Consider the following 20,083-nt stretch of genomic DNA (forward strand, 5'->3'; position numbering starts at 1 on the left):
CCTTGTTATTTTGGTTGGCAGTCACACAGAATTGATCAAAAAAAGGGACATTTAAAAAGGATATTTAATCATGACAACAGTACGTCATTCTGAAGACGAACATTCGTCGCATGATCTTCAACGTAAACTCTCCAATCGACACTTGCAACTAATTGCGATTGGCGGTGCGATTGGCACTGGGCTATTTATGGGTTCTGGTAAAACCATTTCATTGGCAGGACCTTCAATTTTATTTATTTACATGATCATTGGGGTCATGTTCTTCTTCCTGATGCGCGCGTTGGGCGAGCTATTGTTGGCGAATCTGCATTACAAATCGTTTGTTGATATGGCACATGATTTGATCGGCCCGAGTGCAGGCTATTATATGGGTTGGACCTATTGGCTCGGCTGGGGATTGGTGGGGATAGCCGATCTGGCGGCGATTATTAATTATCTGGGTTTTTGGTTGCCTGATGGCGTAAGTTTTACACCGATGGGACAAGCACTGATCAGTGCGGGCTGTGTATTGTTTGTATTGGCGCTGAATTTGCTCACCGTGCGTTTATTTGGTGAAGTCGAATTCTGGTTTGCTTTGATCAAGATTTTGGCGATTCTTGGATTGATTGCAATTGGTGGTTTTATGGTGTTTAGCCATTTTCAGGCACCAACGGGTACCGTTGCTTCTTTAAGTAATCTCTGGTCTTCGGGTGGCATGTTTCCTAAAGGTACCGAGGGTTTTTTAGCAGGTTTTCAGATTGCGGTGTTTGCTTTTGTCGGAGTGGAGCTGATTGGCACCACAGCAGCCGAAACCAAAGATCCGAAAAAGAATTTACCCAAAGCGATTAATGCAATCCCGATTCGGATCATTTTGTTTTATGTGTTGGCATTATTGGTGGTGATGTCAGTCACACCGTGGAATATGATCAGTGCTAATAAAAGCCCATTTGTTGAATTATTTTTACATGCAGGGATTCCAACTTCAGCGATTATTATGAATCTGGTGGTACTTTCTTCAGTAACCTCCTCCATGAACAGTGGTGTGTTTTCGACCAGTCGGATGCTATTTGGTTTATCCCGTGGGGGGCAGGCACCGCAAGCATTGGCGCGGTTATCCAAACGCGCTGTTCCAGCTAATGGTTTGGTGTTTTCCTGTCTGTTTATTATGGCGGGTGCGGCATTACAGTATTTTGTACCCAATACCATTGAAGCCTTTACCTTAGCCAGTTCTCTTTGCGTGATTTTATTTATTAGCGTTTGGGGGCTGATCATGGTGTGCTATCTGCGTTATCGTAAACTCAGACCTGAATTACATGCCCAGTCGACCTTTAAAATGCCGGGTGGAATCTGGATGAGCTACGTGGTATTGGCATTCTTGCTGTTCACCTTGGTGATTTTGGCACTGGAACCCGATACATTAAAAGCCTTATATGTGAGTCCGCTATGGTTGTTGATTTTGGCGGTAACGTATCAGTTGCTGTATAAACCACGTATCAAGCGACTCAAACAGCTAAAAAGTTCTTAATTAAATCGCGCTTTTTTGAGGGCATATCTATTTAAATAAATATGCCTTTTTTATTTTAATTAATTTGATAAATTATTTTAATCCCAACCAAAATCATAGGTTTTATAATATCTAATTTTAAAAACAGAAATGGATGAGAATGATTATTTTTTAAAATTAAAATATTGTTTTTATTAGTTATTTAATTTTAATTAATTTATTTTTGAGGTTTTTGTATAGGGTTAAATGGATTATAATAAAAAGATAAAGGTATTTGGGTATATTGAAATGTCAAATGTTTTGATTCAAAAATATAATGTTCCAGGACCTCGTTATACCAGTTATCCGACTGTTCCTTATTGGCAGGAAGATACATTCTCACTAGAGGCTTGGCAGCAAACCTTGCGCCAATCTTTTATTGAATCAAATGCAAGTGAAGGCATCAGCCTGTACATTCATTTACCTTTTTGTGAAAGCTTATGTACTTTTTGCGGTTGCCATAAAAAAGTCACCAAACGCCATGAAGTTGAAGCGCCGTATATTGCGGCGGTACTCAAAGAATGGTCATTGTATTGTGAATTATTGGAAGAAAAACCGATTATTCGTGAAATCCACTTGGGTGGTGGTACGCCGACCTTTTTTTCAGTCGAACATCTACAACAACTCATTCATGGTATTTTGGATCAGGCTGAGATTGCTGAACATCATGAGTTTAGTTTTGAGGGGCATCCGAACAACACCAGCAAAGCACATTTACAGGCGTTGTATGATCTCGGGTTCCGTCGCGTAAGTTTTGGGGTTCAGGATTATAGTCTAAAGGTTCAAAAAGCGATTCATCGCATTCAACCGTTTGAAAATGTCGCCAATGTGACGCAATGGGCGAGAGAAATTGGTTATGACTCGATTTCCCATGATTTGGTGTTTGGCTTGCCTTTTCAGGAATTGGACGATGTGCTGTATACCATAGACCAAACTAATCGATTATTGCCCGACCGTTTGGCTTTTTATAGTTATGCGCATGTGCCGTGGATTAAAGGCAATGGTCAGCGTGGTTTTAAAGATCATGATGTGCCCAAAGATGAAGTGAAACGAAAACTTTATGAAGCCGGCAAACAAAAATTGCTGGATCATGGTTATGTCGAAATTGGGATGGATCATTTTGCCTTGAAAACTGATCCGATGTATCAGTCCTTTTTACAGGGTCAGTTACATCGTAACTTTATGGGGTATACCGCATCTAAAACCCAAGTCATGATTGGTTTGGGTGTGTCTGCGATTAGTGATAGCTGGTACAGCTTTGCTCAAAATGAAAAGGTATTGGAAGACTATTATGCTCGACTGGAAAACAATGAAATTCCAGTGTTTCGTGGACATGTTTTGACGTCAGAAGACCTGATGATTCGCCAGCATATTTTAAATCTCATGTGTCAGTTTGAAACCTCATGGCAAGACCCAACGCAAAGCTTTGAAGAGTTGCCGCGAGTGTTACAGCAGCTTGAAGAAATGCAGCAAGATCAATTACTGAAAATCGGTGAAAAAAGTATGCAGGTTACAGAGCAAGGCAAGGCGTTTGTTCGTAATATCTGTATGGCATTTGACTTGCGAATGAAACGTAAAATACCGAATAACCAGATTTTTTCGATGACGATTTAGTTTAGCTTCAATTGACGTGAACAGCTTAGGGTTTTAAATAACCTGAAAGCTGTTGGAAGTCTGCTTCAATTGCAGCTAGGGCTTTTTGCTCCATATATCTAAACTGCTTTAAAATATCAAAGCCAAAAGCGGTGACGATCGCCCCACCACCTGATTCGCCACCTTTATAGGTTTCAACCAAAGCCGAAGCATAAAGTTGATTCATGGTTTCTACCAGTTGCCATGCGCGACGATAGCTCATGTTCATTTTTTTAGCTGCTTGAGAAATGGAACCTGTCGCTTGAATGGCTTCGAGTAAGTCCGCTTTTCCAGGACCAAAAGCAATCTCTTGATCAACCATCAACCTAAGACGTAATTTGAGTTGAGCCATTGTTAAGCCATAATGATCATAAAAAGGAAATCAGTAAAATTTTATAATGAAATACAGAAAAGTTCTAATTTAAAAACAAAAATAAAATTATATTTATATTGTTTAATAAATGATTTATCTTGAGTTAAATCACTAGAATAAGTTGTTGGTTTTAGATTTGTATTGATTGTTAAATGATTTTCTTGTATTAAATATAATAAACTATTTTAGCTATTAGGTAATTTGAAAATTTATCTTAGATGATGTTGTTATAGGTGAAATTTAAGAATCTTAACTATAATGAGTTTAATTTTGATTAATCATATTAAAATGGTTGGTTTTAATGGGTCGAAATTCTAAATAAATAGTCAATTTTAGGTGTCTTCTTTTTGTTCTATCTCATTATTTCTATAGTGTTTTTTTTACATTGTTTTTGATGACAAAAAAGCAATCGCAAAATGATAAGAAAATAAATAGGCCGATTTGTATATTTTAAAGTATGAAAGTCTAGTTTTATTTTATTGGTCAAATAATTGAATTTTATTTGTATTTATTCTGAAGATTACATTGTTTCGGATTTTATAAATATGAATGAGTTTATTTGTATTGGGCCAACTCTTGCGAGATACTTTAAATGGCTAATGTAAAGATTGTATCAAAAAAAACTCATGAAATTCTTTTGGAGGGTCAAAAAGATAGTTTAACGCTTTTAGAACCTTCTGTGGTTCTATTGCAGGTTGATATTAAGGATGTGAACCGAATTGAAAAAGATGGCCGAAATGTCAAAGTCACATTAAAGGTGTTTTGGTTCGTACTTTTAGTAGCATTAATGGTGCCAACAGCATTGATGGTTTGACAATTGATACAGTTGCTAATACTTGGAAAATCGTAAATGCCAATTGGGGCGCTAATCAGCTAGAAGGTGGAAATTACACCGCTAAAGCATCTGTAGTAACTAAAGATGGTTCTGGAGGACAATCCTCAACTGATCAGGCGATTACAGTTATCGAACCTAAAGTGATACCTGTAGATAACAAAGCTGATGATAGTGATATTGGTTCAAAAATATATGCACTTGATGATGGTGGGTATCTATTGGTTTGGGCTCAAAACCAAACTAAGTCTACAGAGACTAATGGAACTTCAAACTATGATTTAGTTGCGCAGCGCTATGATCAGACTGGCCAAAAAGTTGGTGGATTTATTAAAATCACTGATACACCGACGGGGGTAGTGCTAACTCTGAAGGATATGGTGACCGTATGGATATGTGGGATAGTTATGGTGGTTTTAATGTCTATATAGATGCTAATAGCCATTTAACTATCGCATATACAGCTAGTCAGGGTCAAAAAGGCTTTGTCAAAGTTTATGACGATGCTATGAATTTACTTTCTACTTCTCAAGTAAGTGGAGGAGATTACTACTTCGGCTTCAATACGGTTGCAACTAGTAACGGTAACGTGGTTGTGTATACTTCTGGTACACTTCAAAATTACAATGTGTATTTTTCTGGTTCCAATAACAACTATGCGACAAGTACGAAATTAACCGATGAAACAAACGGAGGAAATGGTTATATTTATGGTGCATCACAAACACCAGCAGGTGCAGCGATTGGTAATAAGGCTTCAAATATTGAAAGTTTGAGTGCAATCAGTTTGGGTGGTAGTAAAGTACTTATCCAGTATGCTGATTTTACAGCAACCAATATAAATCCAACAAAGCAAAACTTGATGGTCGTGGATTACGCTTCTGACGGTAAAGCAACGATTGTGACGAGTATGGTTGCAAACATTTTTGATAATGGTTGGCAAGTTGGCGCAAAATCGTTTGCATTGAAAGAAGGTGGTTTTGTAAGCCTTTGGGCTTCAAACCATGAGTCAGCAACGGCAGCGACAGGTACCGCAGCGAAAGGTACAATGGATGGCTTTGATGTTTATGCACGTCGTTTCAATTATGATGATGTGACAAAGACGATTACTGCTCTGGATGCTCAGGAAAAACGAGTCAATACTACTACTGATGGAGTCAATGGTGTGGGGTATTCAACCATGGCAACTGGTCATATGAGTGGTGTTGCTCTTGAGCATGGGGGGTATGTCATTGTTTGGACCAAAATGTTATCTAATACTCTCAGTGAGGTTTATAGTCAGTCATTTGATGCAGCAGGTAATAAACTGGGTGGAGAAACTTTAGTTTCTACACAAACGGTTGATGGGACAGGTAGTGTTGATACACTTCCATATGTGGCTGCATTAGCGGATGGTGGTTATGTCGTAACTTGGACTAACTCTAATCAAGATTACAAAGTGAACTCGCTCACAGCAGATATTAAATCGGTTATTGTTAATGCTGATGGCAGTATTCGTGGTGAAGGTGAAGCTCCGTCTATGTCTGCTAAATATCTCACTGGTGAAGGTGAGTTAATTGGTACAGATGGTGTGAATACATTAGACGGTCGTCATGGTGCAACTGTGATGGAAGCAGGCAACGGTAATGACTATATCATCATCAAAGATACTAACTTTGATTTGATTGATGGTGGTACAGGATCAGATACGCTTGTCTGGGATTCGAAGGCAGATTTAAATCTTGGTGATATTCTTTCCAAGGTGAATAGCATTGAAACCATTCACTTAGGAGATGAAAATGCAAATACGCTTACGATCTCAATTGATGACTTACTATCTATTTCTTCAACGGATATGTTAGTGGTACAAGGTGGAGATACAGATCTAGTTAAACTTGTTGATCAAGATGGTTGGGTGTCTGCTGGTACACAAACTTATCGTGGTGAAGTCTACCAAGTTTATACTCATCAAGAGAATATCGATGCGATGCTGTGGATTCAGCATAATATTGATGTTATTGGTTAAGTAACTATATCTCTAGCATAAAAGGAAGTCGGTCATTTTATTGACCGGCTTCTTTTTGATTTTAAATTATAATGATTTTTATGATGATGAAATCCAATTTAGATATATTATTGTTTTTATGTGATGGCTATAGAAAATTATCTAGCTTATTCAAAATTCAGTTCAGGTTTTTTTTGATAATAGATAGTTTGTTTATAGTTTTATTTACTATAACAGACAATAAATGTTTAAAAGATACGCCCAAATAACTTGGAATAATAAACAATGAACTATCCGCTATTTATATTCGTGACGACATTGTTTGTTGGTGTTACAAGTACTCAAACTCAGGCAAATAATAATCGCGATGAAAATAAAATTAAAAATATCTTTGATTTTTTTTCAGAGACTTCAAATCAGCAATATAAAACGGTCAAATTTAGTGAATTGAGTAACTTTCAGTATGACCCATCTCGTGTTGATGAATTACCTCGCATCGGATCGAATAACCTTCCTACAGGCAGATTATCTGCCTTGGCAGATTCCAGCAGGTTACAGCACAGTAATTTAATTGATGCAGTAAAGATCGGTGTACAACGCAACCCTGAGATCAGCCAAAGTATTGCTAGTCTTGCTGCAAAAAACTCCAATATCGATGTGGCCAAAGCCCAGTACTACCCACAACTCACAGCTGGAATCAGTACAGGTGATTTAACCACAGGCGAACGTGGTCGCCAGCTATTGACCTTGAGTGCTACCCAACTCTTGTATGACTTTGGCAAAGTCAAATCCAGTGTCGATACCCAACAAGCCAAACTGATTGTAGAACAGGCCAACGTACTGGTCAGCATTGATGATATTGCCTATCAGGTTGCCTCTGCGGTGATCAATATTGAACGCTACCAACGCATCAGCCAGATTGGAGAACAACAGGTGGCAGGTATCCAGCGCATTCTGGATATTGCCAACTTGCGAGCCAATGCAGGGATTAGCAGTCAAGCTGACCCTGTACAGGCCGAATCTTACTTACAATCGGCACAATCGAGCCTGATCGCCCAACAATCCTTACTGCGACAATACCAACAGCGGCTACGCACGCTTTTGGGCTTTGATGTCAGCAATAAAAACTGGACGATTCCAGAAAATCTGGTGCAATCCTCTGATCTCTTTAGAGATCCAGAATTTAACACCATCCCAAAAATGATTTCAGCACAGGCAGAAGTAGAAGTTGCCAAATCCCAAAAAAAAACAAACTCAGCTCAGCCTCTATCCGACCTTATCTGTCAAAGGTTCACTGAGCCAGGCCCTAAATGGGGTCAATCCCAATAACAACAAAGACGATGGCTTTTATAACAGCATCATGCTGGAAGCCTCCAGTAACTTCTTTCAGGGGGGTGCAGTGGCTGCCCAAGTAAAATCTGCCAGCTATGCAGAAGAAGCGGCACGCTCCAAAGTCAACACCGTGTATCTGGATGTACTGGATCAACTGCGTACCACACGCGAAAACATCGAAAACAAACAAAGACAAATACAAGTATTGTCAGAACGACAAGCAACCACGGTCAGAATCCGTGAGCTATATCAGGAACAATATAAACTGGGGACGCGCTCAGTACTGGATTTGCTTAACGCAGAAATGGCCATTCATGCGGCCAACAACGAACTTGAAACTGCACGTTATGACATTTACAACAGTCTGGTGCAATTTATCCAGACCACGGGACGGACTCGTCAGGCCTACCAACTAAACCATCTTTCAATTCAGGGATTTGAGGTGCAACCATGAGTCAAGCATTCAATTATCAGCCGTGGTTACAATCCGTCCTTGTGATCGCCAAACACTATCGGATCGAACCGTCAGAAGAACGCATCCGCCTTCAACTGGACTGGAACCAGAACCACACGGTGGATGACGTACTATTACTGATTTGCCGACAAATGGGACTGAACTATCGCAAACTTACCTTCTCAAACGAACTCTTAAACCCATGGCGCTTGCCCGTCATCGCAGAATTTCATGATGGACAAGTCGGGGTCATAGACAAAGCGGATGGAGAAGGACAGGTCAGCATCCAGCTCAGTGGAGAACAAGGCTTAGCCCAAAGCTTTCGTCTGGATCAACTTAATAGCCTGATCAAAAACATCTATATCGTACGACCAGAAACATCAATTCCTGATGCACGCGTCGATGAATACATCAAACCCTATGAACCGAGCTGGTTCTGGTCGATTGTTCTCAAAGACTGGAAACGCTATATCGATATCATGTTCGCCTCACTGATTGCCAATATTCTGGCATTGGCGACCATTATCTTTTCCATGCAGGTGTATGACCGTGTGGTTCCTTCCCAGTCTTATCCAACCCTATGGGTATTGGCAGGGGGGGGATTACTGGCAGCGATCTTTGAATTTGTATTACGTGTTGCCCGAATTTATCTGTCCGATATCATTGGAAAACGAGCGGATCTGAAAATCTCAGACCGGGTATTTGGCCATGCACTACGCATCAAAAATAAAGAACGCTCCAAATCAACAGGGACTTTTATTTCACAAGTCCGTGAATTAGAAGGAGTGCGTGAACTGGTGACCTCAACCACCATCAGTGCCATTGCTGATTTGCCATTCTTCTTCCTGTTTCTGGTGATTTTCTGGTTGATTGGCGGGAACTTATTCTGGGTGATGGTCTTGGTGGTGCCATTGATGATTGTGCCAGGACTGCTGGTACAAAAAAAATTAGCCAAACTGGCACAAGAAGGCATGCGTGAATCCTCAATTCGTAATGCCATCTTAGTGGAAGCAGTACAGGGCATTGAAGACATCAAACTACTGCGCGCTGAATCCCGCTTTCAAAACCAGTGGAACCACATGAATGAAGTCTCTGCTGATATCAGCATGCGGCAGCGGAAGATCGTGGGGATACTCACTGCCTGGACCCAAAAAATACAGGGTCTGACCTATGCGATAGTGGTATTAGTGGGATGCTTTGCTGTGATTAAAGGAGACATGACCACAGGTGCATTGGTGGCCTGTTCGATTCTATCCTCTCGAATGCTGGCACCGATTTCACAAATCACGGGGGTATTGGGACGTTTACAACAAGCCAAAGTCGCAAAAACCAGTCTGGATGAACTGATGAAAAAGCCAGTAGATCAACCAGATCAGGCACATCTGATTCATAAACCTGTGATCTATGGTGACTATGAACTCAAGGGCGTAGTATTTCAATATGGACAGGATGATCCCAAACCGACCTTGATCATCCCGAATCTGAGCATACAGGCAGGAGAAAAGATTGCGGTACTTGGGCGTAATGGCGCAGGTAAATCGACCTTACTACAACTGCTGTCTGGCATGCAATTTCCACTACAAGGCAAAATCAGTCTGGATGGTTTGGACTTAAGCCTGATTGATCCATCAGATATCCGTCGTGACATGGGACTTTTAAACCAAAATGCCCACCTGTTTTACGGCACCATTCGAGAAAACTTAACCCTTGGCGCACCTTTGGCCAATGATGAAGATATTCTCAAAGTTCTGAAAATGACAGGTGCGTTAAGCTTCGTTGAAGAGAAAAAAGAAGGACTGGATCATCTGATTTTAGAGGGAGGTGTGGGTTTCTCGGGTGGACAACGACAAGCCTTATTGTTGGCACGACTACTGATTCGACAACCGAACATCTTACTACTGGATGAACCAACTGCATCGATTGATGATGTTTCAGAAAAAATGTTGATTGATCACTTAAAAACATGGCTAGGGCATCGCACCTTAATTGTGGCAACACATCGACGTGCAGTATTGGAGCTGGTCGATCGGATTATCGTGGTCAATGAAGGCAAAATCGTCATGGATGGACCGCGTGACCAGATCCTCAATGGCCAGAACGCCGCCACAGTAGCCCAACAGATTCAAACAGGACCAGGAGCACGTTCATGAGTGACGCACTACAACACCCAAAACGCGCGACAAAAGTGTCCTATAAAGAACCACCTTTACCCCGCGCCAGTTTAGTGATCTGGATTATCGGTATCGGCTTGCTGATATTATTGCTTTGGGCAGGACTATTTCAACTTGAAGAAGTCTCTACGGGTACAGGCAAAGTTATTCCATCTTCTAAAGAACAAGTGATTCAATCACTGGATGGTGGAATCCTGACCAAGCTGGATGTACAAGAAGGTGATATCGTCGAAAAAGGACAAGTGCTGGCACAGCTGGATCCGACCCGCTTTGAATCTAATGTAGGCGAATCGCAATCCTTACTGATCTCTGCACAGGCGACAGCAGCGCGATTACGTGCAGAAGTAAATGGTACCCCATTGGTCTTTCCCGATGAGGTGAAAAAAGATCCGAAACTGGTACAAGAAGAAACCGCCTTGTATAACTCCAGACGCGAAAATCTGGAACAGTCAATTTCGGGTTTAAAACTGGCTTTACAACTGGTTCAGCAGGAACTCACCATGACCGAACCTTTGGTTGCCAAAGGTGCTGCCAGTGAAGTAGAAGTATTACGCTTAAAACGTGAAGCCAATGACCTGCAAAATAAAATCAATGATGCACGTAACCAATATTACGTCAAATCACGTGAAGAATTATCAAAAGCCAATACCGACACCGAACAACAAATGCAGATTGTACGTGGTCGTACTGACACTTTAAACCGCACCACATTTAAAGCCCCGGTACGTGGTGTGGTCAAGGAAATTGCAGTGACCACGCAAGGTGGGGTGATTCCACAAAATGGCAAGTTGATGACCATTGTGCCACTGGATGAACAATTGTTGATTGAAGCACGTATTTCACCACGAGATATTGCCTTTATTCATCCGGGTCAGGAAGCACTGGTCAAAATCACCGCCTATGACTACTCGATTTATGGGGGGTTAAAAGGCAAGGTGACAGTGATTTCGCCAGATACGATTCGAGATGAGGTGAAGCAGGATCAGTTTTATTATCGGGTGTATATCCGTACCGATTCTGACAAGCTTTATAACAAAGAAGGCAAGTCGTTTAGTATCACGCCAGGGATGGTGGCGACGGTGGATATTCGTACGGGTGAGAAGACGGTACTGGATTATTTATTAAAACCGTTTAACAAAGCTAAAGAAGCGTTAAGAGAGCGGTAAAACCATGTAAGTAAATGTCTAGGTGGAGCATACGGGTCAATCTAAAAAAGATGATGAAGCATAAGTTTGTCATGAAGAATCTTTCATTATCTGATCATTTGCTCCATGCCTAGATAGGGTTGTGCATTTAAAAAAATTAGAAAGCATTTTTATTTTTATTGATGATTTGGGGAAATGTTGTATGGAATATATTACGTATCTAGTAATTGGACTGGTGTTGATTGCAGTAGCATGGTCTTTTTTTCAAAAACCTAAACCAGAGGGAAACAAGGCCACACCAGCGATCTTGTGGATGAACGGAACATGCGCTGTACTTTTAACGCTGAATCAACGTAATTTGAATTATGTATTTGGCGGCGTAGCCAAAAAAAAGCAAACCACTGAACTGGCTAAACAGAACCTGATCAAACATTGGGGGATACATGATTTAGAAGAAGGTAATGCCATGATTGCTGAATTGACCAGTGAACAGGGATTACATAATGCGCTGCTTTTAAAATATGTAGATGAAATGCAACTCTTAGGACTCAGCCGACAGGATTTTGAAAGACATAATCAAAAAATTACATCGAATATAAAACATCAACAATTAGACCGTGTAAGTTTTGATGCAACACAGGAATTTGCAGACCAAGCAATATTGGCATGGGATCTTGGTCGTGCGGTATATCTTTTATCTGATTTTTATCTTGCAGGCATGATCACTAAGGAAGATGCACTTCAACGCTCACTGGTGATTTGTCAGAAAATTCAGCCGTTATTTAACTCATGGCATGATTTTAATCGTAGCTATATTTATGGTTTCCGATTTTGGTTGTATTCCACAGAGACCGAGCTGAAATTAACAGCCGATCAGAATACAATTAAAATCATTGAAAAACTTGAGAAGCAAGCCCATAGCCCTTTTCAATTGGATTGGAATATGAGATTGGAAAAAGATTGGTAATTTGAATCACAATGCAGTCATTGTAGATTTAAATCGAGATATCCATTGAGTTGGTTTATCTAACACATTGATAAAATGAACTGTATTGAACACTATTGATCTATCCAGAACAAAAGCCTTTATCACATGATGAGGGCTTTTGGCATTTAGAGCCTAAGCATCGAAGCTGTATTTTTCGATCCACATTTATTTTTAGCTGTACTGAATCGTCAGAATCAAGCATATTTCAACGCTAAGCTTTAAAAAAAGCTTGGTGAGTTTAATCTGTTCTGATGATAAAACTGATTATCCTAATAATAAAACGATCTTTTTCGATGGACATCACATTTGCTGATCAAAAAACATTTAAAATCAAATGAGCTGAAAACTGATGAATAGTTGATGTGTGATCTTAACATCTTGTTCTAGCCGATGTTTATCATTGCAAAGATAGTTTTATAGCTTCACGATCAATATCCTGACCCAGTAAACCCAAGGAAATGACATGCCAGATGCAGTGAAAATGCAACGAATAATGGCAATGACCATCGCGGCTTTTGGCGCGATTGTGAGCAGTACATTTCCTTTGTCGATTATTTTTGCGCAGCAAGATATCGCAGGTGCTTTTGCAGTGACCTCGCAGGAAGTGGGTTGGGTGGTGACCCTATACAATGTTGGACAAATACTGGGTTTACCGATTGCCTTTTTGCTTTCAGGAGCCTTTGGTCGTCGACGCGCCATGATGATTGCAGGACTGGGTTTTATTCTGAGTTCTTTGTTGATCGTAATGACTCATTCTTTTGCCGTGATGTTGTTTTTACGGATCCTGCATGGTTTTTTTGCAGGCATGTTACCGATTTTAATGTTTATTATCCTGTTTTCTACCCATCCTGCGGGTCTGATTCGGACGCGGGGCTTAACCTATTTTGCACTTGCCACTGCGATTGGAATTGGCGTTTCTGCATGGTTAGGCAGCCTTTTTCTGTATAGCGAAAACTGGCATTTGCTGTTCATTATTCCCGCGCTAGGGATTATTGCTTATGTCATTCTTGCCAATTTTTTGTTTAAGGAAGATCCGATTCGACTTGAAGCATTTAAGTTGTTTGACTGGGTGGGTTATTTACTGATTTCGGCGGGTCTCAGTTTAATCGTGATGGTTTTGTCAGAAGGTGAGCGACATTTCTGGTTTGAAGCATGGTGGATTAGCGCCAGTTTTTTGGCAGGTTTTTTGTTGATGGGCTTTGCGATTATGCATTTTATTCGACATGATGCGGCATTGTTCAAATTAACTCTGTTTTATAAACCATTTAGCTATGCGCTTATTTTTCAGGTGATTTTCCGTTTTGGTTCACTGTTTATTATTTGGGTAATTCCTCAGTTTCTAATTCAGCTTTCAGGCTTTCGGATTGAACAAATTGCGGAAGTGCTTTGGCCTTTTTCTGTGGGTACTTTCATAGGCGTGATGACGGCTTATTATCTGAGCCCACGTATTGATCAGCGTATCATGATGTCACTGGCCTTATGCATTTTGGCTTTTAGTTCACTGTATTGTAGTTTTTCGACTTCACAATGGGCGATCCATGATTTCCTATGGCCTATTTTTGTGGCAGGTTTAGGGCAGGGCGGATTTTCTTTGGCGACCTTGCATCTGGTGCTATATGACATTATTCCAACGGAAGGTCCCACTTGTGGTATTGGTTTTAACTATGCACGGGTAATTGGTTTGGTGGGTGGTATTGGCATCTTAAATCACTTTATTAATGAACGTGAAAAATTGCATTCTGCCATGATCGGCGAGGATGTTCAGTTACAAAATGAGCAAACCTTATCAATGCTGGAAAGTATCCGTCACAGCTTGAGTACCGCATTAAGTGATCCGTCAGCATTAAATGCCGTGAGCTATGCACAGTTGAATCAACATATTCGGATTCAAGCTTTTGCGATGTCCTATAACGACGCATTTTTGCTGGTATTTTTCATTTTATTTATCGCATCCGCTTGTGTCTGGGTTTTCCCATACAGTAAAGCCATGCATTAACTTTGCCGAGATAAATTCATGACCACAGAAACTATTCAAGCTAAAAGACCGTTTCGTCCTTGGGTGCGTGTTGTGATTGCTTTGGTGATCATGTGTGCGCTTTTTGCGGTGGTATATTTTCTGTATTTTTACTGGAGTGTCAGTAAAAATTCACAGTCTTCTGACAATGCTTATGTCAAAGGCGATCTGACTTATATTGCCAATAAAGTCGGCGGATATGTGACCAAAGTCAATGTCTCGGATAATCAGCATGTCAAAGCAGGTCAGTTACTGGTCGAAATTGATGCAACAGACTATCAGTCTGCGGTAGATCAAGCGCAGGCACGGATTTTGGAAATTCAGGCCAGTCAACATGAGCTAGAGGAAAAAATTAAGCTGGCTCAAGATCAGGTTGAGATATCCAGAGCAGAAATTGCGGCATCCAAAGCTGCTCAGCTTCGTGCGGATAATCATCTCAAACGTACCAAAGAACTTGCTGCAATAGGGGGCATGAGTAAAAGTGAATATGACAAAGCGGTTGAAGACACGGTGAGCCAAACTTCTTTAGTCAATGTTTCTAATATTAAAATCAAAGAATCGCAACAGAATATTCAGGTGTTAAAAGCACAAAATGATTCATTAAAAGCATCGCTGGTCGCCGCCCAAGCCAATTTAGCGCAGGCGGAAAATAATTTGGCTGCCACTAAGCTGATGGCTCCACGTGAGGGAACTGTGGTCTCGCGTAAAGTTCGTGAGGGTGAGTTTGTGAGTGTCGGTAAAAATCTGATCGTGGTTGCTCCCATCCATCAGCTTTGGATTGAAGCGAATTTAAAAGAAACACAACTTGCTAAACTCGCACCTGGAGATCGGGTGGAATTTAGTCTGGACGCGATTCCTCATCAAAAGTTCTGTGGAAAAATTGATAGTATTTCACGTAGTAGTGGTGCAGAACTGGCATTGTTACCGCCTGATAATGCCACAGGAAATTTTACAAAAATTGTGCGACGTTTCCCTGTCAAAATCAGCTTTGATCCGCAACAAAAAGGTCTCGATAAAATTGCGATTGGTATGTCAGCGATTGTTAATCTGGAAGCCAATACAGCAAATCAAAGTTGTAACAACGCATAAGATTTTAAATGAGACGATAGCCTTTTTTCATATTGCCTAGTGAGCGCATGCCACCGACCAGTGTTTCGATTAACTTTTCAACCACGAGACGCTGGCCTTTGCGTGAAGCATACACCAGTTGTACCATCCCTTCATTGGACTCCCACTCGGGCAAAATATGAATTAATTTTCCCTGTTTAATGTCTTCTTCGACGGTCAAATAGGGTAAATCTGCGATTCCCAAACCATCACAGGCAGCGTAGTATACTCCCGCCAGATCATTGCAACGCATACGTGGATTAAAACGAATATCAACGTGTCGATTATTTTCATGATGCCTTAAAACCCAGACATAATCCTGTTTCTGATTGCCTAAACCGATACACGGAAAGTCTGTGAGTTGTTGATAGTTTTCGATGAGTTTGCCTTGTAAGACTTCAGGGGCTGCCACCAGACAATGCGTGGTCTTAATCACATCTCGAACAATCAGACTCGAATCTTCAGTCATCTCAAAATTGGTACGAATCGCAATATCAATATCATCATACAAAACATCGACTCGGCGGCTGGTCAGCTCTAATTCGATTTCAACTTTGGGATAAGCTTTTAGAAAATGATTGATCAATTCTCGAATCTGAAAACGCATCATCAATAACGGACAGCTAATTTTGACCAGACCTTGCGGTTCGGTACGTTGTTGTAATAATACATTTTTGGCGCATTCTACCTGTGCAATCACTTTGGCACATTCTTCATAAAACTCTTGTCCTAACGCAGTGACTTTAAAATGTCGCGTCGTTCGCTGGATTAAATTCACATTGAATTTATCCTCAAGCTCTAAAATGCGGCGACTGAGCTTGGATTTGGTTATATTTTCAGCTTCACTGGCAGCACTAAATCCACCATGTTTGACCATCAAATAAAAATAATAATAATCATCAAATGAATGCATGTTTCGGCCTCAATCAAACAGGTCGTCTTTGTTTTATTACATACTAAAATAAAATAAGAGTGATTGGCTCACTCTTATTTTTATTCGGATCGTTGGGTTGCAACTTATTTATGATCAGAATGTGTTAAGGCAAAACTGGTCATCAGATTACGATAATCAGGAATATGGTTTGAAAATAACTGACCTAGACCTTCAATGTCATTGCGCCAATCGCGGTGTAATTCACCTGCTGCACCGAACCATGTCATTAATTGTGCGCCAGCCTGAGACATACGATCCCACGCTGCATCGCGAGTAAGATGATTAAATGTACCAGATGCATCGGTAATCACGAAGACTTCAAAGCCTTCTGCTAGTGCAGACAAGGTTGGAAATGCAACACATACTTCGGTGACTACGCCAGCAATAATCAATTGCTTTTTACCCGTGGCTTTCACGGCTTTGACAAAATCTTCATTGTCCCATGCATTGATTTGTCCTGGACGGGCAATATATGGCGCATCTGGGAACAATGCTTTTAATTCAGGAACGAGCGGGCCATTAGGTCCATCTTCAAAACTGGTCGTTAAAATGGTAGGTAGATTAAAATATTGAGCAATGTCAGCCACAGCCAACACATTATTTTTAAATTTATCTGGATCAATATCACGAACCAACGAAAGTAGACCAGTTTGGTGATCAACCAGTAATACCGCAGCATCATTTTTATCTAAACGCACATATGGTTTGCTCATGATTTATCTCCTCTCTTGAGCGATTGCCAGCCTTTAAAAAAATAGGCTAGCCAAGTTTTCCATGTTAGATGAGCGAAGATGGGCATTTAAGAAAATTTATTGAGATAAACAATCATAAAAATAGGATATTTTTCTATAATTTTGGTAAATATTTTCAAATATCTAGTTTATAAGCCTTAAATTGTCTTAAATATGAGACACTGAGTTTTATGCAGACGGTATCACTTCCATCAGGATCGGCGTAAAATTTGTACAAATGCTAGCCCTGATAGAGGAGTGATGGCAATGAAGAATATTCAAGGTATTTATCAAAACAAACACATGCACTGGGTCGGTGATGGTTTTCCAGTCAACAATCTATTTTCTTATGATCGTTTTGGACAAGCCATTAGTCCATTTTTGTTATTGGACTATGCCGCACCATATGAGTTTAAACCGACGCATTCACAACGGGGTGTCGGCTCACATCCGCACCGTGGTTTTGAAACAGTGACCATTGCCTACAAAGGTGAAGTGACACATAAAGATTCAGCAGGTGGTGGTGGAACCATCAAAACAGGCGATGTGCAATGGATGACAGCAGGTGGTGGTATTCTGCACGAAGAATTTCATTCACCTGAGTTTGCAGAGCACGGTGGTTTGTTTGAAATGGCACAGCTTTGGGTGAATTTACCTGCGCATTCAAAAATGACGCCTGCTAAATATCAGGCGATTGAATCGGATCAAATTCCATTAATTCCATTGGATGATGCAGGAAGTTATATCCGCGTCGTGGCTGGTGAGTATCAAACTGCACAAGGGGCTGCCACCACCTTTAGTCCTGTGAATGTCTGGGATGGCTTTATCACTGCGGGTAAAACCCATACGTTCAGCGTTCCTGTAGGACATAATTCACTGTTGGTGGTGATGAGTGGTAATGTCTCGATCAATGCAACACATGAAGTGGGTGAGCGTTCAGTGGTCATTTTTGATCAGGCTGATGTCGATTTTGAACTGACAGCCAACAGCGATGCCAAATTTCTGGTGTTGACTGGCGAGCCTTTGAATGAGCCAATTGAAGGTTATGGGCCATTTGTCATGAACAGTAAAAAAGAAATTATTGAAGCCATTCATGACTTCAATAACGGAAAATTTGGTCGGATTAGTACAGAGGCTCAACTCAACCACTAAACCGTGATTATTTTCAAATAAGAAAGCCCTTTATCAACCTTGATAAAGGGCTTTTTCGCTGTAATGTGATGATTATCATTTTAAGGTTTTTATAAGAACTTTTTGTGATTTAGTTTGCATTTTTATGGGTTCATCCTATCGCAATTGAAGATCACTGTAAAATCTTTATTGATCGAATGGTTAATTTATCTTGTTTTTTTTAATCAGTTTTTTGAAAAATATAAGATTAAAACTACAATAATTTCAATTATTTGTTTGATAACTATAGTGTGATGTAAATCACATTTTTATTTGATTATTTTTTATTCAAAATGCTAAAAATTTTAAGAAAAACTGGTAGATTTTAATACGGTGTTTTTCATGACGATCAGTCATAATCAAAAAAATTCTCAACTGATGGATCATAATTTTGGATATCGCAATTATCGGTAGCGGAATGGCTGGTCTTGCTACCGCAAGAATTTTAAAAGATGCAGGACATACGGTGACGATATTTGAAGCCCTCTCAGGTCGAGGAATGGATAGCCATAGTATTGAATTCGAGGGCGGGGTGATCGATGCTCCTTTGCGTGTGATGAATCCCTATTTATGGAAGAATACTTTAAGTCTGGCAACGCATTTGGGTATGAAAATGTTTCCAGTACGTACCTATATGGCGTGTAGCTGGTTATTTGAAGACCGTACAGAAACTTGGTTAACCACGAACCGCAGCCGCATTGGAAACTTCCCGATTATCAATAACAAAAAAGGGATTCAACAATATGGTTGGCGTCTGGTGAAAGGAATGTTACAGCTAAAAACTGCGATTAATCAGTTTTTTAAGTCTAAACAACAGGATATTACCTTAGCCGAATTTATTAATCAGAATCATATTGAAGAAGTGTTTTGGCATGGTGCGGTGATGCCTGTGCTATATACCATTTGTACCTGTAATCCTAAAACCATCGGTGAATGGCCTGCAAAACCTTTATTGACTTTTTTGCGTCAACTGACCGATGGTGATGCTTTATTGCGTATGCAAGGTGGAACGCCTGCCTTTGTTGATCGTTTGATTGATGGGGTGGATATTCGTAGTGGTTCGGCGATTACTCAGGTCGAGCAACAGGGCGAAAAAGTAAAAGTGGTCAATACTCAAGGCGAACAAGGGTTATATGATCGCGTGATTGTGGCGACGCCCACTTCCAAAGTTGAAGAATTTTTAAATGCTGAACAATTTGCAGATGATATTGCGATCTTAAAACAATTTCGTTTTGAAGATGGCGATCTGGTGATCCATACCGATACATCGGTGATGCCGCCACGTCGCAAAGACTGGTCAGTCCTAAGCTATATGATGGATCGTAAATTTACCCGTCAACAATTTACTGTGTGGATGAATGCGGTTGAACCAACATTGGTGGGTAAAAATCCAGTGTTCCAGACTTGGCGACCTGTTACAGAAATTGATCCAAAGAAAATCATTTCTACTGTGAAATTGACCCGTGCAGTCGTGGACTCCAAAACAGTCGCGTTAAACAAGGAATTGCAACAACGTCACAAAATGCCAAATCGTAAGGTCTTTTTCTGTGGTTCATGGTCTTGCGATGGTTTACCTATTTTAGAATCTGCGGTGACTTCAGCCATGCATATTGCTGAAATTTTTAATGCGCCATTGCCGTTTGTAGGCTTAACACCTAAAGTGGAGGTTGCTCCCCAACTCGGCTACTAAATCG

Annotated in this window: 15 protein-coding genes and 1 pseudogene; 13 read left to right on the plus strand and 3 right to left on the minus strand. The window is 40.5% G+C overall.

Annotated elements, in window-relative coordinates:
* Positions 1–70: 70 nt before the first annotated feature.
* Positions 71–1,504, plus strand: a complete 1,434-nt coding sequence (locus J500_RS02785) for an amino acid permease (protein WP_034698056.1) — start codon at positions 71–73, stop codon at positions 1,502–1,504.
* A gap of 267 nt (positions 1,505–1,771) precedes the next feature.
* Complete coding sequence (gene hemN / locus J500_RS02790; RefSeq protein WP_010588961.1) at positions 1,772–3,136, plus strand: oxygen-independent coproporphyrinogen III oxidase; 1,365 nt, start codon at positions 1,772–1,774, stop codon at positions 3,134–3,136.
* 25 nt (positions 3,137–3,161) lie between these two features.
* Here hemN and J500_RS02795 read toward each other — a convergent pair whose 3' ends face one another.
* On the minus strand, positions 3,162–3,506 hold the full coding sequence (locus tag J500_RS02795) for a winged helix-turn-helix domain-containing protein (protein WP_004988700.1): 345 nt from the start codon (positions 3,504–3,506) through the stop codon (positions 3,162–3,164).
* A 613-nt stretch (positions 3,507–4,119) separates the two neighbouring features.
* Between J500_RS02795 and J500_RS02800 the strand changes: the two genes are divergently transcribed.
* From J500_RS02800 to J500_RS02840, 9 genes and pseudogenes are all read left to right on the plus strand, one after another.
* Positions 4,120–4,341: a BapA/Bap/LapF family prefix-like domain-containing protein gene (locus J500_RS02800; RefSeq protein ID WP_004994486.1), complete on the plus strand. Its 222-nt coding sequence runs from the start codon at positions 4,120–4,122 to the stop codon at positions 4,339–4,341.
* Complete coding sequence (locus J500_RS02805) at positions 4,338–4,790, plus strand: hypothetical protein (protein ID WP_034698060.1); 453 nt, start codon at positions 4,338–4,340, stop codon at positions 4,788–4,790. The genes J500_RS02800 and J500_RS02805 overlap by 4 nt, the downstream gene beginning before the upstream one ends.
* Positions 4,748–6,364, plus strand: coding sequence for a hypothetical protein (locus tag J500_RS02810; protein WP_004994484.1), 1,617 nt, complete (start codon positions 4,748–4,750; stop codon positions 6,362–6,364). Before J500_RS02805 ends, J500_RS02810 begins: the two co-directional genes overlap by 43 nt.
* Before the next feature lie 264 nt (positions 6,365–6,628).
* Positions 6,629–8,129, plus strand: a pseudogene (locus J500_RS02815) (TolC family outer membrane protein).
* Positions 8,126–10,279, plus strand: coding sequence for a type I secretion system permease/ATPase (locus J500_RS02820; protein ID WP_034698063.1), 2,154 nt, complete (start codon positions 8,126–8,128; stop codon positions 10,277–10,279). Before J500_RS02815 ends, J500_RS02820 begins: the two are co-directional and overlap by 4 nt.
* Positions 10,276–11,466: an HlyD family type I secretion periplasmic adaptor subunit gene (locus J500_RS02825; protein WP_004988690.1), complete on the plus strand. Its 1,191-nt coding sequence runs from the start codon at positions 10,276–10,278 to the stop codon at positions 11,464–11,466. Before J500_RS02820 ends, J500_RS02825 begins: the two co-directional genes overlap by 4 nt.
* A gap of 181 nt (positions 11,467–11,647) precedes the next feature.
* Positions 11,648–12,412: a DUF1266 domain-containing protein gene (locus J500_RS02830; RefSeq protein ID WP_004992035.1), complete on the plus strand. Its 765-nt coding sequence runs from the start codon at positions 11,648–11,650 to the stop codon at positions 12,410–12,412.
* Positions 12,413–12,896: 484 nt separating this feature from the next.
* The gene (locus J500_RS02835) at positions 12,897–14,429 is read left to right on the plus strand and encodes an MFS transporter (RefSeq protein ID WP_034698065.1); all 1,533 of its coding nucleotides are present in this window, start codon (positions 12,897–12,899) and stop codon (positions 14,427–14,429) included.
* Between the two features lie 18 nt (positions 14,430–14,447).
* The gene (locus J500_RS02840; RefSeq protein WP_004992031.1) at positions 14,448–15,536 is read left to right on the plus strand and encodes an HlyD family secretion protein; all 1,089 of its coding nucleotides are present in this window, start codon (positions 14,448–14,450) and stop codon (positions 15,534–15,536) included.
* 4 nt (positions 15,537–15,540) lie between these two features.
* On the opposite strand, the gene J500_RS02845 is transcribed toward J500_RS02840, so the two are convergent.
* Positions 15,541–16,467 carry a LysR substrate-binding domain-containing protein gene (locus tag J500_RS02845; RefSeq protein ID WP_004994481.1) on the minus strand — a complete coding sequence of 309 codons (927 nt, stop codon included), beginning with the start codon at positions 16,465–16,467 and terminating at the stop codon, positions 15,541–15,543.
* A gap of 104 nt (positions 16,468–16,571) precedes the next feature.
* Positions 16,572–17,201: an isochorismate family cysteine hydrolase YcaC gene (ycaC, locus tag J500_RS02850; protein ID WP_034698068.1), complete on the minus strand. Its 630-nt coding sequence runs from the start codon at positions 17,199–17,201 to the stop codon at positions 16,572–16,574.
* A gap of 285 nt (positions 17,202–17,486) precedes the next feature.
* Between ycaC and J500_RS02855 the strand changes: the two genes are divergently transcribed.
* Both J500_RS02855 and J500_RS02860 read left to right on the plus strand, forming a co-directional pair.
* A complete protein-coding gene (locus J500_RS02855) occupies positions 17,487–18,371 on the plus strand; it encodes a pirin family protein (protein WP_004992028.1) in 885 nt (294 codons plus the stop codon).
* A 409-nt stretch (positions 18,372–18,780) separates the two neighbouring features.
* Positions 18,781–20,079 (plus strand): FAD-dependent oxidoreductase, encoded by a 1,299-nt coding sequence (locus J500_RS02860; protein ID WP_034698071.1) that lies wholly within the window; start codon positions 18,781–18,783, stop codon positions 20,077–20,079.
* Positions 20,080–20,083: the final 4 nt, after the last annotated feature.

Source organism: Acinetobacter sp. 479375, from assembly GCF_000581715.1.
In the GTDB taxonomy this organism is placed as follows: Bacteria; Pseudomonadota; Gammaproteobacteria; order Pseudomonadales; family Moraxellaceae; genus Acinetobacter; species Acinetobacter ursingii.